The organism is Mucilaginibacter sp. P4_D1, from assembly GCF_056401935.1.
In genome coordinates this window covers 88,066-105,254 of record NZ_JBFUIJ010000002.1, presented here as the reverse complement: position 1 = coordinate 105,254, position 17,189 = coordinate 88,066, and the positions used below count along the sequence as shown (strand labels likewise).

At 45.7% G+C, this 17,189-nt stretch carries 15 protein-coding genes; 3 read left to right on the top strand and 12 right to left on the bottom strand.

Features of this window, described 5'->3' with window-relative positions; genetic code table 11:
* Positions 1 to 30 precede the first annotated feature (30 nt).
* The 7 genes from AC1DV1_RS02300 to pdxA form a co-directional block, all read right to left on the bottom strand.
* A complete protein-coding gene (locus AC1DV1_RS02300; protein WP_477354645.1) occupies positions 31 to 969 on the bottom strand; it encodes an outer membrane beta-barrel protein in 939 nt (312 codons plus the stop codon).
* The gene (locus tag AC1DV1_RS02295) at positions 914 to 1,297 is read right to left on the bottom strand and encodes a hypothetical protein (protein ID WP_477354642.1); all 384 of its coding nucleotides are present in this window, start codon (positions 1,295 to 1,297) and stop codon (positions 914 to 916) included. The genes AC1DV1_RS02300 and AC1DV1_RS02295 overlap by 56 nt, the downstream gene beginning before the upstream one ends.
* An 80-nt stretch (positions 1,298 to 1,377) precedes the next feature.
* Positions 1,378 to 1,992, bottom strand: a complete 615-nt coding sequence (prfH, locus tag AC1DV1_RS02290) for a peptide chain release factor H (RefSeq protein ID WP_477354639.1) — start codon at positions 1,990 to 1,992, stop codon at positions 1,378 to 1,380.
* A gap of 4 nt (positions 1,993 to 1,996) precedes the next feature.
* The gene (locus AC1DV1_RS02285; RefSeq protein ID WP_477354636.1) at positions 1,997 to 3,397 is read right to left on the bottom strand and encodes an RtcB family protein; all 1,401 of its coding nucleotides are present in this window, start codon (positions 3,395 to 3,397) and stop codon (positions 1,997 to 1,999) included.
* Between the two features lie 11 nt (positions 3,398 to 3,408).
* Positions 3,409 to 4,137, bottom strand: coding sequence for a hypothetical protein (locus tag AC1DV1_RS02280; RefSeq protein ID WP_477354632.1), 729 nt, complete (start codon positions 4,135 to 4,137; stop codon positions 3,409 to 3,411).
* 559 nt (positions 4,138 to 4,696) lie between these two features.
* Complete coding sequence (locus AC1DV1_RS02275; RefSeq protein WP_477354629.1) at positions 4,697 to 5,881, bottom strand: DUF5009 domain-containing protein; 1,185 nt, start codon at positions 5,879 to 5,881, stop codon at positions 4,697 to 4,699.
* A gap of 84 nt (positions 5,882 to 5,965) precedes the next feature.
* Positions 5,966 to 7,021, bottom strand: coding sequence for a 4-hydroxythreonine-4-phosphate dehydrogenase PdxA (gene pdxA / locus AC1DV1_RS02270; protein WP_477354626.1), 1,056 nt, complete (start codon positions 7,019 to 7,021; stop codon positions 5,966 to 5,968).
* A gap of 495 nt (positions 7,022 to 7,516) precedes the next feature.
* Here pdxA and rsmA point away from each other — a divergent pair, with 495 nt between their 5' ends.
* Genes rsmA through AC1DV1_RS02255 form a run of 3 tightly spaced genes read left to right on the top strand, consistent with a single transcriptional unit; the run spans position 7,517 to position 9,485 of the window.
* Positions 7,517 to 8,296 (top strand): 16S rRNA (adenine(1518)-N(6)/adenine(1519)-N(6))-dimethyltransferase RsmA, encoded by a 780-nt coding sequence (gene rsmA / locus AC1DV1_RS02265; RefSeq protein ID WP_477354623.1) that lies wholly within the window; start codon positions 7,517 to 7,519, stop codon positions 8,294 to 8,296.
* Positions 8,297 to 9,028: a hypothetical protein gene (locus AC1DV1_RS02260; protein WP_477354620.1), complete on the top strand. Its 732-nt coding sequence runs from the start codon at positions 8,297 to 8,299 to the stop codon at positions 9,026 to 9,028.
* A 58-nt stretch (positions 9,029 to 9,086) separates the two neighbouring features.
* A complete protein-coding gene (locus tag AC1DV1_RS02255) occupies positions 9,087 to 9,485 on the top strand; it encodes a hypothetical protein (RefSeq protein ID WP_477354617.1) in 399 nt (132 codons plus the stop codon).
* 14 nt (positions 9,486 to 9,499) lie between these two features.
* On the opposite strand, the gene AC1DV1_RS02250 is transcribed toward AC1DV1_RS02255, so the two are convergent.
* From AC1DV1_RS02250 to AC1DV1_RS02230, 5 genes are read right to left on the bottom strand one after another with little or no spacing between them, the layout of a single operon-like run.
* The gene (locus AC1DV1_RS02250; RefSeq protein WP_477354614.1) at positions 9,500 to 12,229 is read right to left on the bottom strand and encodes a hypothetical protein; all 2,730 of its coding nucleotides are present in this window, start codon (positions 12,227 to 12,229) and stop codon (positions 9,500 to 9,502) included.
* A gap of 2 nt (positions 12,230 to 12,231) precedes the next feature.
* Positions 12,232 to 14,652, bottom strand: coding sequence for a hypothetical protein (locus AC1DV1_RS02245; protein ID WP_477354611.1), 2,421 nt, complete (start codon positions 14,650 to 14,652; stop codon positions 12,232 to 12,234).
* Complete coding sequence (locus AC1DV1_RS02240; protein WP_477354609.1) at positions 14,652 to 15,359, bottom strand: hypothetical protein; 708 nt, start codon at positions 15,357 to 15,359, stop codon at positions 14,652 to 14,654. Before AC1DV1_RS02240 ends, AC1DV1_RS02245 begins: the two co-directional genes overlap by 1 nt.
* Positions 15,356 to 16,513 (bottom strand): AAA family ATPase, encoded by a 1,158-nt coding sequence (locus tag AC1DV1_RS02235; RefSeq protein ID WP_477354606.1) that lies wholly within the window; start codon positions 16,511 to 16,513, stop codon positions 15,356 to 15,358. The genes AC1DV1_RS02240 and AC1DV1_RS02235 overlap by 4 nt, the downstream gene beginning before the upstream one ends.
* Positions 16,510 to 17,151, bottom strand: a complete 642-nt coding sequence (locus AC1DV1_RS02230) for a hypothetical protein (protein WP_477354603.1) — start codon at positions 17,149 to 17,151, stop codon at positions 16,510 to 16,512. Before AC1DV1_RS02230 ends, AC1DV1_RS02235 begins: the two co-directional genes overlap by 4 nt.
* Between the last annotated feature and the right edge of the window lie 38 nt (positions 17,152 to 17,189).

Genomic DNA, 17,189 nt, shown 5'->3' with positions numbered 1-17,189 from the left:
GATGTATTGCAACTTCGTGAGCCTAAATAGCTATTTGCCGATATAATAGCTCAGCCCTACATCAAACCCTTTCACCTTTAGCTCGGGTATTGCGCTAATATCAGATAAGGTAGTAGGAATAAAATAATTTACAGATAAATCCCATTTGCGGCCGATGTTTAAGCCTGCTCTTGGCACAAACTGGAACCAGAAATTTGTTGTCGACGGATATTTATCCTCCTTGTTATAACTCAATGAGGCAACATCATTTACAACAGCCGTTTTGTTGGCGCTTGCCGGATAACGCGAGTAATTAATATTGATGCCTGCTCCTCCGTAAACCTTTATATTTTCGGCATTGTAAATATTGTAAATCAGTTGCGGCTTTATAGATACCGTTTGCTGTTCGGGTTTATAAGTGCTGGTGGTAACTACCGTGGGGTCAACAGTTTTTCGTGCCATTTCGCCCCTGGTTATGGTAAAGCTAAGCTCTGTCCTAAATAACAACCTGCCCACGTTTGGGTTAAAAGGAGCATCTAAACCAATACTGAATTTGGGGAAATATGAAGTTTTGCTGCTGCCTGTGCTACCAGCGGGCGGTGCTGCTGAGTAATTTAAATTAGTGGCATTAATACCGGTGCCTACAAAAAAACGAATACCTGTTTTTGTACCCATTTCGTCATCCATTTTGCCCGGCGACTCGTTATTTAATTCTGCAATCACCCGTTTCAGTTCCTTTTCGTTATATTTTGTTTTTACAATATGGTCTTGTACATCAAAAGTTTCGGCCCTGTATTTTTTTGCCAGCGTCAAAAATTGCAAGTTGTATACATTTTTTGTTTTCACCGTGAGCGTTTGAGGGTCCATATATGCCTGGTAAAGCAGTTCAGTTGGCCCGTCCGGGCTTTTGTTATCGTTTATATAGAAGCGGGTTTTAACCTGGTCGGAATAGGAGAACAGCGAAACATTGTCGCCCTTTTTTACCAGCATCTTTGGTTACCGTGGTGGTATCAAACTCATCTTTCATGGTTTGTATATCAATTCTGGCCATGCTTACGGCAACATGGGCGCTTTTGTAGGCCTCCAGTCCGGTCAACTCAAAATAACTCAGGTCGCTTGGGCCAAAAGTTTGCGCCTTATCACTAAGTATTTTTTTGAAGCCAATATTGCCGGGATTATAGTTCCACTCCCTGTAGTTGATATAGCCATTAACGGTTTCGCCTTTAGTGGTCACAATAAAACCTGGTTTATAATTAGTTTGTGCGATAGCGTAAGAACAAGAGAAAAATGCAAATAGCAATAAGTAATAATATTTCATTTTGATACCGTGATAGGGTTTAGTTTTAATATAGCGGCGAAAATACGTTATTAATAGATTGGGAGTTAAGTATTTATTTTTTAAAGAGCTGCCCTGATTACTTTCACGGGGTTGCCGCGTTCCAAGGAGTGGTGTGCCAGCCATTGGCTTTCCAGCTGTGCTATTTGCTTTTCGGCCTGTATGGCCATAAGCTTAGCCTCCATGCGCTCGGCACAAAGCTTTTTATTTTGTAGTTGCGAACGGCTATCCATAGCCAATACTTGCAGCCCTGTGGGTATATGTGTGCCCCGTACCGCTGTTTCTACCTTGTTTACATTTTGCCCTCCGGGGCCCGATGCACGCAGGGTTTCAAACTTTACATCGTTAGGATTAAACTTTACCTGCTCGCCCACGCTAAAAATGCCCACCCCAACAAACCAGTTTTTGCGCTTGTGAAATTTGCGGTATGGGCTTTGCGCTATCCATTGTACAGTGCCGTTCCACTCGTTTATAAATTCATCAGCTTTATCGCCCTGTAGCAGAAGTGTTGATGATAATAACGTGTTGTTTAACTCCGCGCTTTTGTTTTCTATCACCGATAATTCCAGCCCGGCACCGCAGGCTTGTTTCAGCATCAAATCCTGTACTTTGGCCACCACCAGGCAACATTCCAGCGGACCTTTGCCTGCTGTTATTTGTATGATTAATTTTTTCATTTTACTATTCTTTATTCATGCGTACAATGCGCGGCCAAAATTTGCCCTGTATGGCAACCAGTTCGGTTTGCGCCTTCATTACCAATTCAATATCCTTATAGGCTGCAGGGTTCTCTTCAATACTACCATCAATCAATGTTACATCGGCCCCGGCCAGCATTTTTTTCATAGCCGATTTGGTGGTGCTGCCCCTGGCGTCATGCCTGCTCATGGCCCGGCCAGCGCCATGCGATGCCGAGTTTAAGGCATCAGCATTGCCCTTACCCATTACCAAATAAGCAGGAGTGGCCATGCTGCCAGGTACGATGCCTAACTCGCCAACATGTGCGGGCGTTGCCCCTTTACGGTGAATGATGGCTTCGGTGCCATCTGTAAGTTTGTCTTTCCAGGCAAAGTTGTGGTGGTTTTCTATCTTACAAAGCGTTTTTAACCCAAGGTTTTTTAACAGGTTGCAATGTATCCGGTCGTGACAGGCTTTGGCATAATTGCCGGCCAGGGTTATGCTTAACCAATACTCCTGCCCGGCTTCGGTATCCAGATCAAGCCAGGCCAGGGGCTGCGCTTCGCGCGGAAGCTTGCAGGTATTCATGGCCACCTGTGTATAATGGCGGGCAATATTTGCGCCCAGCCCGCGGCTGCCCGAATGGGTAAGCAGCGCCATATAGGTTTTAGCCGGTAAGCCAGTTGCGTTATTCTCGGCCAGTTCTATCACACCAAACTCCACAAAATGGTTACCACCGCCCGATGTACCTAATTGTTGCACGGCCTTGCCGCGCAGTTTTTTAAGCAGCGGTGTTTCATTAAAAAGGGGGCTATCCAATACTTCATGGTCTTGGGGTACAGGCAGGCTGCCTTCCATGCCAAAATGTGTCCATTTGCCTATCGCCTGTTTAATTTGATGATCATACCTTTTTATGAACTTTTCATCGGCATCAATAATAGTTAGGGCCATACGGCAGCCAATATCCATCCCTACTCCGTAGGGGATCACCGCGTTGCGGGTGGCCAGCACGCCCCCAATGGGCAAGCCATAACCACTGTGCGCATCGGGCATTAAGGCGCCGCGGATACTGATGGGTAATGACAGTGCCAGGGTCATTTGCTTTTTGGCTATCTCTTCAATTTCATCGGCCCCATAAATTTTAACAGGGGCGGGCTCGTTCATCAGCTTAAATGTTTTTAATGCCGGTTCTGCCTCGCCGTTAATAAATGCTTCCGCTATTTTTTGTAACCGGTCATCGCCGGTATAGGCAGCCGGCTTATCCCGCACAGCTGTTAATAATGCCATTATATCAGCTTTATTGCTGTGTTTATAGTGCCTGGCTACGGCATTGATGACGAGGCTTTTTAATGCATCGCCTGTGTAGCCTATTTTATCTAATTCTTTTGTTTTTAAATTGCCCATGTGGGTGCTGTTTAATAGCCCATGTATTCCTCTTTTAAGGTATACACGGGTTTGTTTCTTAATTCGTTCTTGTATTTTTTTTGCTCTTCGCGCTCACCTTTCCAGTATTTATACTTACCACCTTTAAGCTTCCACATCCGCGGTTGCAGGTAGTAGCTATTAATATGGCTTTGTATCTCGCCGATTTCTTGTTCAAGCACTTCGTCAATTTGCCATTTGGCATAAACTATGTGTGGTCTTATTATCAGTTCAAACCGCCACGGTTCAGCAAAAACATAGCTTGTTTTCCACTTGCGCAGTCTTGTGCTCCATTCCTCTTTCAGGTAAAAATGTTCTTTTTCGGCTTCAGATAAATTTAGCATGTAGCCGTGAAATTCATAATCTTCAAACTCACGAAGCTTTTGTTGCCTGGCGTCAAAGTATTTGTAGCCTCCTTTACGCATTCTCTTTTTTTTAAATGATCGGTCGTGGTGCCAGCAAAAAGTATTGATCTTATCCAGAAGCGCCTGGTAAAATTCGGCCTTATCGCTCCGGGCGACATCCGAGTGCAAAATAAATGACCGCATCCAGCCACGTTGATAAGGGTGTTCCAATATAACGGGCGGCAGTTTCTGTATCTGATCACTCAACGCGTGCATGCGCCTGTTTAGCTGCATCAACTTTTTATCGAAATCTTTTTTTACGAGCCGTTTCTTTCTCCGGGCCGACTTTTTAATGTACGGCCAATCATGCATGTCCATCGGACTTGTTCGTTTAGTTTTTTGCCAATCTGTTTATGATTTTCAAAAGTTCATCCGCCGTGGCGGATATACCCATTTTAAAATTGCAGCAAACCACGAAACTTAAAAATCCGGCGACATGCAAAACCTTAAGGCGTTAAAAAACGACGATTACAAAATGCTATTTCAGTAAAAAACGATTGCTGTCCACCTGTTTCAGGTAGTGCACTAATGGGATATGGATGAGATACTCTGCGTCATGATTCCTGATTATTATGGGTTAACAATTAAGGAATTGCTGCAAATGTGCAATTAATTTTTGAAAAGAAGAAGGAAATAAATCAACCGCGATGAATGAGTGGGGCAGGTGGTATGATCATTATTGCTTCGTACCGGGCATCATGTATTGGAATTTACAACACATTCGCTTGAACGCTGGCTAAGACGTAACCGACATACTAAATAGTTATCCCTTCATTAGAAACATAAACGCATTAGTAAACCAAATTTAGACAGGTTCTAAATCAAAAATCTTCGACTTATGGCTTCGGGCTCAATACTTAGTACTCAAGACTTAACACTAAATCTTCAGCCTTACATTTATCTTATCCAGCAGCCCGGTTAGCCATACCATTACAAAGGCAAAAACAATGCATTTGATAAGCCCGCCGGTGCCCTGGCTCAGGTACTCGGGGTAGCCAATGTTGCTCATTTCATACAGCGGGTAAAATATAAAAGGCACAATATAGCAGGTAAAGGTGTTGGTGCCTGCAGGTTCAATAATTTTAAACCAGTTGTACTTGTGCTTAAAATCAACCACAAAAATAAATATGGCATAGGCTATCAGGCTGATGCCGGTGCAAATTAAAACCCATGAAGGGGTATCCCTTGTTTTATTAATGCCCCCGCTAAAGTAGCGCACAATAAAGCCCAGGTTAAACAATATAATGGCTATGAGTATAAGTGCTGCCCATAGCATTTTAAGTTCGTTGTTGGCCTTAAGGCGCATGTACAGTACCGATACAAACACCCCTGCCATGGTAAAGGCCTGCATGGCGCCATTGCCTGCTATCCAAACGTATTTTTGTACCGGTTCTAAAAAATTCAGGAAACCAAAGTGCACATCCAGGTTAAACATCATGAAAAATATCCAGGCCGTGGCCTGTATCCATAAATGCCCGCCCGAGTAATAGTAAATAAGCGCGCATACCAGGTAGCTCCAGCCTATTAAGCCCAAAATACCCCACCACGTAAAATGCAACCAGGTATGCCCGGGATCGGATGTACGGTACAGGGCCGACATGGCTATCAGCAACGCTATACCAAAACCCTGGCACAGGTAGCGTTTCAGGTTGCTGGTTTCTTTGCCGTAATCTAAAAATATAAAAAAGAAGCTGAAGGTAACCAGGCTTTCCCATACCGGCTTGGGCAGTGCGGTGGCAGCCTCATTATAGGTTTCCATATTGGCGTGGTAAAAACCAATAAACACCAGCGCCAACGACCGGCTGGCTATGCGCCCCAGCAATTTATAGTTACCCGTTTTTAACCTGTTTTGAAATGCGAAGGGAATAGATAAGCCAACGATAAATAAAAACGCCGGAAAAATGGTATCGGCAAGGCCCAGCCCATCGGCGTTTTCGGCAACGTGCTTAAGCCATTGAGGCGTACCCGGAATACCATCAAGATCATTAACAAAAATCATGAGCAGCATCGTAAAGGCACGAAAAGCATCAATGGAACGTATCCGGTCCGGGAAAGTATTCATTAAGGGAGTAAATGCATTAGTAAAGCAAATGTTTTAACTAAACGGCAATTAATTTGAAACATTATGGTTACTCAATGGTTTTTTTTAGTCTCTGTCGCGGCTCAGTTTGCTAAAGGCCAGTGGGTTTTCGTTCAGCTCCAGCGTTTCGCGGCGATGCTTAACTATATGAATAGCAGTAAATAAGGCCTCGCGGAACGATACCTCCGATGCCAGGTTTTTACCGGCAATATCATAAGCTGTACCATGATCTGGCGATGTGCGCACAAATTTTAATCCCGCGGTAAAATTCACCCCCGATTCAAAAGCAATTTGTTTAAAAGGGATAAGACCCTGGTCGTGGTACATAGCCAGCACGGCATCAAACTGCAGGTAAGTGCCATTGGCAAAAAAGCCATCGGCAGGGTAGGGGCCAAAGGCAAGCACATCATTGTCGCGGGCAAGTTCAATCGCCGGTATAATGGTATCCTTCTCTTCGTGGCCAATTAAACCGTTATCGCTGGCATGCGGATTTAGCCCAAGCACGGCAATTTTGGGTTTACGTATCCAGAAGTCGTTTTGCAAACTGTGGTTCATCAACTTAAGCTTGGCCACAATTTTATCAACAGTAATACTTTCAGATATTTTTGATACCGGGATATGGCCGGTAACCACACCAACACGCAACGTATCGCTCACCAAAAACATAAGCGATTCGGYGGCACCATCGCGCTCCTGTAAATACTCGGTATGGCCCGGGAAGTTAAATTTATCGCTCTGTATGTTATCCTTATTAATAGGGGCTGTAACCAGGGCATCAATATAACCCTCTTTCAAATCGTACGTAGCACGCTCCAGCGAAATAAATGCGTATTTACCACCGGCCTCGGTAACCATACCTGGCTCAATTTTTACATCTTCTTCCCAGCAATTAATCATGTTGGGTTTTTTATGCTGCACCTGCGATGGGTCGTTAATTACCTGGAAATTCAACTCGGCAACGCTGGTAGCCCTGCGGTGAAACGATGCCACCTTGGTATGGCCATAAACAATAGGTGTACAATAATCATAAATTTTACTATCGGCCAGGGTTTTAATAATTATCTCTAAACCTATCCCGTTAACGTCGCCTATGCTAATGCCTACTTTTATTTTATCGCTCATGATTTTTTATGATTTCACCGATTATTATATGATTTCACCGATTATTTGGAGGTGATTTCACTGATTAATCCGTGATTGAATTTATATTGGTTGTCCCGAAACTATCTCCAGGATTATTTTTGTTCTTATTTTTAATCTACCGCTCCCGTCTTGATTCCTGACTCTAACCTCTTGATTCTCTTCCCCGGCGTTCCCTGCGGGCCGGGCTTTACGTTCATACTGCACAGGCCTTAGCCACGGGCCGGTATCCACTTCAATCCCTAACGCAACCTGTCTGAACCGGGATTCATCGGATTAAGCGATTTTCAGGATTACAGCTTGTTATCCGGTTCCAATTCCTGCTTCTCACCCTTTGCCTTTCGCCTTTTACCACTTTTCGACTTGAGCCTTTTGCCTTTTACCTTTCGCCTTTCACCTCTTTCCTCCCGCAAATAAAACATTTGTTCCCAATCAATGCGCAAATATCACGTAATTTGCTCAAATATTTGACAGATAATGACATTGGTAAGGGCAAAAAAACATTTAGGGCAACACTTTTTAACCGATAAAAATATTGCAGCCAAAATTGTAGACAGCCTGAAGCCCGAAGGCAGGTTTACCAATGTGCTGGAAGTTGGCCCCGGCATGGGCGTACTGACAGACTTTTTATTGCTCAAAACGGAGTACGAAACCTCGGTGATTGATATCGACGATGAATCGGTACAATACCTTAAAAAAAAATACCCCCAGCTGGGTACCCGCCTCATGAATGCCGACTTTTTGGAAATGGATTTTAAAACCGTTACCGATAAGCCCTTTGCCATCATCGGTAATTTTCCTTATAATATTTCGTCGCAAATACTTTTCAAGGTGTTGGATAACCGCAGCCAGGTTATCGAAGTAGTCGGCATGTTCCAGAAAGAAGTGRCCGAACGCTGCGCCGCCAAACCGGGCAGCAAGGAGTACGGCATCCTGAGCGTGTTTTTGCAGGCCTATTATAAGGTAGAATATTTGTTTACCGTAAAGGCAGGCGTATTTAACCCGCCGCCCAAGGTGCTTTCGGCTGTTATCCGCCTTACCCGCAACCAGGCCGCCAACCTCAACTGCGACGAAAAATTATTCTGGCAAATTGTAAAAGCCGGTTTCAACCAGCGCCGCAAAACCCTGCGCAATGCCATATCATCCCTCATCAACAAAGAAAAGATGACAGAAAACCCAACGCTCGATCTACGCGCCGAGCGCCTGAGCGTGGATGATTTTGTAAAGCTGACGAATGAGGTGATGGCGGCGAGGTAGATGAAAACGAGCAATGCCATATGGTTAATTTTGCTTGGTATAAACATGCTGGTTCCGCGTGTTTACGCGCAGCAAAGGCCCCCGGCCATCATATCAACAAAAACAGTGGTGCTTAAGTACCAATCCCAAACCGATACTTTACGGCTCCCGGTTGTAAACAATAAATATCCTGCTTTAAAAAAAGCAATGAGCTATCGAAACCTGTTTGATGGCGATGACCTGGATACTGTGGTAGCCAGCTATAAAAATTGCGGCTGCGGAATAACCGGGTCGGAATTTGAGGTGACCTACCAGGGTGCCGATATAATATCCATCACGCTTTTTTTCGAGACCATGGGCGCATATCCCGATAGTTATTGGCGGTGGCACACGCTTGATATACACACCGGCAAAGCATATCCAATTGAAAAGGAATTGAACCCTACAGGCGTCGCCTGGTTGTATAAAAAGTACAAGCATATTGTTAAACAGCGTATAGCAGCCGATAAATTGGCCACGCCCGACGAGGATGAACATACTTTTAATAGCTTAAAAACATCGGTTGATACCCTTCGGAGCCGAACGTTATTTAGTATGTATGTTTTTACAGCCAAGGGCATCATCTTTTCAACCCCGCCAATATTACCACACGCCATACGTTCGCAGGAGCCAAATCGTGATTGGTTTGTACCCTATAGTAAGCTGAAAAAGTTTAAAACCGTTAAGGCTAAAGTTGTTAGATTTGGATTGTAAATATTGTTTTAACCGGCATTATTTAAAGTAAATAATTTAACCAACTTAAACCGATACGATGAGCAACCAATTCGAACAGGTAATGTCAAAAAGGACGGATGCAGAACTACTGCAAATCATCAATAGCGAACCCGGACATTATCAACCATTAGCCCTTGAAGCAGCGGATATTGAATTTAAAAAGAGAAATCTTTCGAATAAGCAGTTGTTAATAGCTGAGGAAGTGATCAATCAAAAACAGGAAATTGACATAGCCAAATCAAATGCTCCGCTCGGGCCGGCTGCAAAGTTTTTTGCGTTATTATTTCCCGGATTATTAATGGTCCTGTTTTCTGCGAATTTTTATGCAGATGGATATTACAGAAAATCTAAAGAACTGCGTAGATGGACACTCTATGGTTTGTGTGCCTATGGCGGATTAATTTTATTATCGTTGTTGTCATCTTATTTTTCGTAACAACCTGATTCCCCTCACTCCTCAATATTATAAACCGATATCCTGTTATCCGCCTCCAAAAAAGCGCAATGATGCCGTTTAGGAATGGCTATGATACGCTCTATTCTGTTTTCGGTAGCCAGCGTAGCTATCAGGCGGGGGGTATCGTCGCTAATGTCGTAAACCATGGCTTGGTTGCCGCCGGCTAATACCAGCTTGTTGTCGGTTAATAATTTAATATCGGTAGCTTCAGTATTTTGTGCAAAAATTGAAGAGCTGATCTTTAACTCTTTAATTGTTGGCTTAACTATTACACAACCGTCTTCGGTTAGTAGTGCTATTTTTTGGGCGGCATGATAGCTGGTTACATCAAATTTAATGATGTTGCTTTCTACATTTAACAACTCTGTTTCTCCCGCTATGTGTATCCGAAACAGTAAAGACTCATAACAATAGTAAACAAAGTCGCCTTTACTAAAAAACATCGCCGGGGGATTGATGCCGGGCATGTCCATCTTTATTGGCCTGCCTTTAAATTTACAGGTAAATGTATTTTTGCTCTCACCATCCATAGAAAAATTACTGATCGACACCCCCTCATCATAACAATACAGCATAGTTATACCGTTACCGTTAAAACAGCAGCCCAGCGTCCGCTCATCCAGCCAGTTTAAACTTTGCAGGTTTAATGATCGCTCAAAATAAGTGTATTCAGGTAGTTCCTTATTGATATGTACAGGCACGTTCCTGCCAACAATCATAACCATATTAGAAAGAACAGCATCGGCCATTAACCGATATTCTTTAGGCCCGCGTAGTGTTTTAAACAAAAGCTCATAATTTACCTTCCCCTCCCAATTGGCGCGGATGAGGTGTAAACCATCCTCTTGTTTTTCGCCGATGGCTATTATCTGATCATGGTATACTACCAGGTCGATGTTTTTGAAATTGCCAAGGATATTAAGATAGGTGGCCTTGTTGTTAACTTTGGGCAATTGTACCTGGCTGCCAATAAAGCGATTAGCATCGGCAGCAAGCAGCCTGTCGCCGGGCACAAATTTGTTCATCAATTTTAGCCCGCCCATTTCGCCCAGGGTTATTTGTACGCTTATAATTTCATAGGCTATGTTCAGGGTTGTAGCTTCCAATTCCCGGTTGTTATATTTTTTACTGGTATCAGCCAGCACATTCAAAAACGGCGATTTTTTTAAGCGCGGAACATGATTGGCATATACGCGCCTTACTTCCTGCGGCAGGGTATTGCTTTCGGGGTCATGCACCAGGGTAAAATACTCCTCAAGGCAGGCTTCGGGGTTATTGGTATCCTGCCAGCCGGTCATCAGTAAATTAAGCGCGGCATCCTTTTGCTCTATTTTATCCAGCGTTATTTTGGCGGCCTGCCGATAATCCTTAACGGCGGTAAGGCGGCTAACCTTCTCGTCATAATATTTTAAGGCTTTATCACGTTGGCCAAGCCGGTTGTACAAATCGCCCACTTTTTCGGGGTTATCCAGTTCAATATAAAGCGGGATGGCTTCGGTTAGCAGGCCTCCTTTTTCAAGGCATTCGGCGGCCATTGCTTTATTATTTAAATGGTCTTTATAAATGGCTGCAGCCTCGCGGTAAAGCTTGCCTTGCTGCAGTACATTGGCGGCCAGGTGAAAGTTGCCCAACAAGTGCGCATAAATGTAGGCTGCTTTTTTGAAGTTGCCTGCTGCTATGGCCTCATTGGCCGATTGCTCGTACTTTTTATACAACAACTGCCGGTACTCGCCTAAATCCCAGCCATCAACCCTGCTGCCACCGCCCAGGCCCCCCAGGTTAAAATCAAGCGTCCGGCGGCTAAGTTTGCCCAATTGCGGTGTAGTACCACGGTTAAGGTAAGGGCTGCTGAGCGGGATAGCATATTTTAGGGCTTCGTCGGCATCCTTATCAAACAAATTCATGAGGCGGTTCAGCTCGCTGTCGCGCTGTTTTTGCAAATCGGTAATTTTGCGGTTTACCCAGTCTTCCAGTTCCCGTAAAAGGCCTTTTTGCGGCCTGCGGTTGGGGCTGGCCGAAAGAGGAAAAATAGCGGAAAGCACCGTGAAAATGATTTTACCAATAAACGCCAGTGCCAGCAAAAAAAACAGGCCAATCATAGCAATGGCATTGGTTACCTTTTTGATGTTTTTTGATGCCGGCGATTCACCTTCTTCCGTTACATCAAGGATCTGGCTAAGCGGTACGCTGCCTACATCCTCTTTCAGGGTATCCAGCATGTCAGCGTTTTCATCAGGCTCCAGGCCAATCATCTGCAAGCCGGGCAAGGGGTTTAAGCCGGGATGGGCAAAGTGCCAGTTTTGGTGTTTGGGCTGGGGCAGGTCTATAAAATCTGCCAGTTCAATTTTGTCCCTTGCTTCAAAACCCACCAGGCCTATATGCGGATGAAAAACCTGTACATCCCAAAGCAACAGTTTTTTTAATTCGTCGGTTCCGGTAACCGGGTACAAAATGGCGTTTGTTGGTATAAACAGTTTGTCGGCCAGTTTGCTGTACGGATACCTGATCAATTGGGCTGCAGGCGCGGCCCCGTTAAATACCACAAATAAACCGCTGGCCTGGTTGTTGGCCACGCTGTGCGGCAGCAGGTAACAGCTTAGCGTTTGCAGGTCGGTTTGCCAGGTATCCATTTGGGCAAACCAATCAGTCGCCTGTTCCCCCGGCACAAATGCCGCGCTAACAGGGAGGTTGGTATGTTGGCTATATTTGAGTTGCAGCTGCATGCTTAGGCCAGTTTATCAATAAATGGTTGAATATAGTTATCATAAAAAGCCCCCGCCGCTATATAGGTATTTGGTTGGGCATCGGTAAAATAAGACGAACCGGTAACCATACCATCAGATGCCCAGCAGGCGGTAGTTTTATCTACAATTAAAATAATAGTTACCTCAGGCAGGGAGGCATCGGCGCTTTTTAAATGCAGCAGCCCCCTGGAATCAACCACGGCCTCGCTGCCGTTTGCCCATATAAATTTACTGAATTTTATTTTAGGCAAATGCTCAATCAGTACCGCTTCCTGCTTGTACGGCTTTCTCCATTCGGCCTGGTTGGCGTTATCCTTTAAGCTTAGATGGTTTCCGGTAGGATCGAGCCTTAAATCGCGATGATCAACAAACAGCCTGCCATTAGTGTTTACATAAACGTTGGTTGCCGAGTTGATTGCGCTGTAACCATTATTAATGAACCTTTTAACCTGGTTAAGCAAGGTAATGTGCGGCGTAACCTGAGGCTGGTTAAACGCCATAACACCCGGACTGGTTTTATCGGTGAAAATAATTTCGCCTGATTCCGTTTTCGTAATGTCTTTTTTCAAAGAAAAAGACCGTTGCCCGGTTTCTGGTTTGATAGAAAATATTTCGTCGCCCGATTTAATGTGGAATAAATGATCGTGAAACCGCACATCATCAGCCTTTAAGGGAACAGATTGTATTACGCTGTGGGTATAATGAATAATATCCAGCTGATAGATAAGCACAAAATCGTTTGCCGTGTTTTTAACCAGCAGGAACAGGTTTTCGGCGCCGCCATCGCCCCAAAAATATTCGCCGGTTTCTATATGGTCAACCAGCTCAATGGCGCCGCGGTCTTTGGCCTGCCAAAGCAGTACGCGTTTATCCTGGGTAATTACCACCGCCCGCTGCTGGTTAAACCTAACCAGGTCGGGCTTCAGTTTTATTTTGGATGCCGGGAAATACAACGGGAAATCGCGGTGCTGCAACATGGCCGGCCAAGCCGATTTGTTGGTGTTGTTATAGAATCGTTTGGGCCGGGCAAACAGCAGGCTATCCAAATCGATAGTGGCCTGGTTAAGCAGCTTATGCCTGCCGCCCTGGGTTTCAAATAGCTCGATATGCCCATCGCGACTTACCACAACCAGGTAATCCAGTTGATCTTTAAGCGGTAAAAAATGGGCCAGGAAAGCAGTGTCCTCTTTATAATGCGCGGCGGTGATCATGATATACTTGCCTTTTTGCCCTTTTTGATCGTTCAACAGTTTGCCAAGCTGCGCGCCGCAGTTCAGGGCAGGGTCAAGCTGTTCCAATGTTTGAATGATCCCTTCCTTGCTATGCAGATCTATCGAAGTAGCTTGTTTACCGCCCATGGCCCAGGCATTCATCGGCTCCTTTTTTTTGCGGCCCTCGCTAAAAGCCAGGCCGGCCGCCAAACCGAAAATGCGGGGCAGGCCCCACATCTTTAAAGTGGTATCCAGCAGGATGTGCCATTCCTGGCTATTGTTTACGGGCAGTTCTTCGCGTTGCAGAAACAAAGCCTCGTTATTGGCCATGCGGGCGGTGAGCAGTAAATCGTCCTGGGCGAGTTCGCTCAGGAGCAGTTTATCATAATGCCCGCGATTGCTGATATCAGAAACCCCGCCTACAGACTGATCGCTGCTGCCGCTTAAATGCATCGGGATGCTGAGCGCGCCAATAATATGCCGGGCCAGCATGCTAATGCCCGCGGTTTGGGCATCAGCCTCCAAAATATCAAATAAGTTACCTGGTACCGGCGCAGGCAGTTCCATGTCGGCTTTAACGGGCAATGTGGTTAGCCCGGTGCGTAGTTTGAGTTCTAAGGCTTCTTTAGTTGGGAATTGTTTAAGCGCTTCGGCCAAAGGGCGGAGGATGTTTTTAAAACTAAGATGCGGGCCGTCACGTTTTATAAAAATGTATTCATCAAAGGTGCCGGTATTAAACTGACTAACTAATTCTTTTAAATTGTGCGTTTTGCTATCTTCTGTAAAATAATCTTCAAAAATAGCCTGATACAGCGGAATTCTTTTTAATCCCATTCTATAGCTATAAGATAACGAATTAACCAGCCTCAAAAAGACCATCGAGTCGTTTAAAAGTTGCTGAAGCTGAACTCGTTCGTTATTCGCTGCCGGCCCCTTATCACATATATGCTGTAAACCAGCTTCAAAGTTATACGTAGCTTCAAAATTATTTTTGCAGGCACAAAATAAGAGTATAAAAGTGCTGAAAGGCAAAGCCCGCGGTAAATTGAGCGATTGCAAAATAAACAACAGGTCTTCCCGATAGCAAACGGTAGCACCATTGCTAAACTCAATTACTTTGCCGCCATCGGCCCAGTACCAGAAGTAATCTTTCTGCGGCCCAAAATATTTAACTACATGCAAACCTAACATCACCCCACCCTCGTTAAACGTACCGCACTGCGTTTGGCGGGTACAAAATCTGTTAAAGGTACCTGCTGATAACTGCCATCGTGGTTAAATAAAACCAGTGACTGCTTATCGCCAGTCAACCTGGCAGCTACGAGCGACGCAATTGCCGGCGGGTTAAAATCATAACCGGCCGGCAGCAGCATTTGCCCGGTACGCCAGTACGTTTGCCCCTGTATGGCCGGCAAAGGCTGGCCGGTAATTAATGTTTTGCCCGACGATGATACCGCGAAACTCAGCTGATTCAACCGGGTAAACGGGGCTGTATCTGCATATGTTTTCCAATCCTCCAGGTCGGTTAGTAAGGCGAAAGCTTCCCGGGATACGCCCGAGCGCTCCAGGCGCAGCTCCATTTTATTGTCCACCTGGCCGGGCAAGGCAGATACGGGCATAATTACCGGTATAAATATTTTGATAGGCTGCCAGTCAAGCGTTTTCAGGATGCCCGTAGGGGTTAAACCGCCGGCCGGGAACAGCCTGTTTTCGGCATCCAGTTCATAGGTCTGCAATACGGGCAGCGAGTTAAGTTGTACATCTGGCTTGTTACCCGGCATAATCCCCCTTAGCCAGATGTTATCGCCATCCATAGCCGCTTTAAGCCCCGGGATGCCCCGGATTGTGCCCAAGGCATGCCGGTACCGGCTTTCTAATACCAGTATCAACTCTTTCATGCGGTATGCATTATCTGTTTCCACAACTCATCAATGGGCTGCTGCACGTATTTGCGCTGCTCTTCGTTACCTATCCACTCGCAGCGGCTGTTAATATGCGATAACCGGTCTTTTATAAGCGACCTATCGGCCATCGAAATCTCGGGCTCCTGCCATTGCAGCGTTAGTTTTTGTACCTCGCTAAAAAGCTCATCGGCATTGGGTAGTGCATTAAGTGAGGCGCGGGGGTGCTGTGCATGTGTATCCCCGTTCATGTTTACCACCTCGTTCACTATATTGCTGATGATTTCGCGCTGTTCCTCGGTGTCCCAGATATGCCTTAACACCCAAAGGTCAGATGGTATGGCCTTTTGCCTTTTGCAGATGATAGCGCTGGCTGCTATCAGGCGCTGCAGCTTTACGGCCCGCCTGTCTGATACCTGCAGCCCGGCGTTGCGCAGCTTCTGGATCAGTTCGATGTATTGTGGCCTTATTTCAACCAGGTCAACCAGGGCGGTAAAATCCTGCAGCTGCCTTACTTCCTCGGCAGTGATGGCGGGCTTTTCGGTCACCTTTTTTTGTTCCAGTGTCCAGCCGGCATTCAGCAGGGCGTTTAAATGCTGCGGATCAACGTTATCGCAGCGCACGCGGATCAAAAAACGGTCGAAAAGGGCTTGCAGGGCTTCATCCTCGGGCAGGTGGTTACTGGCGCCAATCACCATCAGCGCGGGTAGCTGCCGGGTTTCGCGGCCACGGCGAAAGATCTTTTCGTTCAATACCATCAGCAAACTATTCAGGATAGCGCTGTTGGCGTTCAGTAATTCGTCCAAAAATATCAGCGAGGCTTCGGGCAGCATGCCTTCGGTATTGGTAACCAGTTCGCCATCGCGCAGCTTACGAATATCAAACGGGCCAAAAAGCTCGTTCGGCTCGGTAAAACGGGTAAGCAGGTATTCAAAGGTTTTGCCATCCAGCAGTTTGGATAGCTCGCGCACAGTGGCACTTTTGGCTGTACCCGGCGGGCCTAATAAAAACAGGTTTTCGCGGCCAACCAGGCAAATACCCATCAGGTCGATGATCTCGTCCTTATCAACAAAAGTTTGCTTCAGGTGGTTTAAAACCGCCAATAGTTTATCTACAACCGGGAATTGGTTAGTTGTTATAGCTGTGTTCATAAAATAATATCATGGGGCAGGGCAAGCAATTCAAAACCCGGCCAAAGCCTGGCCTGGTGCATGCCCATAATTTCTTTCAATGTGTTTTGTTCGGCAATACCTTTTAAACGCGCAACATCGCGATGCGCAATGATCCTGTCCAGGTAGGTATATTTAAGCGATGGATGATCAACTATCAGCCCGGTATCAACCGTTGGTTCGATGCTTAATCCAACGGACGAGAATGGCCAGGCCTCCGCGGTTTGTTTTAAGTAAACAACCAGCGGATCATCGGGCGCTATGCCGCTGCTCAGTTTAAACAAACTACCCAGGTGACGCAGTACCAGGTCGGCCGAGTAAATGGCACCGGCAGCTTGTTCGCCGGTAAAGGGTTGCAGGTATTGGGCCATCACGGTCTCGTCCAAATCGCGCAGCAGCACCAATTGGGCAGCGTAAAAAAGGAATCTAGCGGCCCACAAAGCGGCACCCGGCTCAAAAGCAGGCGCGGCGTAAGGCATTTCCAGTTTATCGGTATCGTACAGTTGATTTAATAATACAAGCGCGGCGAGTTCATCATCTTCCTGAAAAACAGTTATCTGTCGCGGCATCAACACCACGCCATCACTCATTAACCGGGTTAAAAATTCGTTCAGGTTCAAGTTTTTAAGTTAGGCATTTTATTGAATTAAGCAAAACG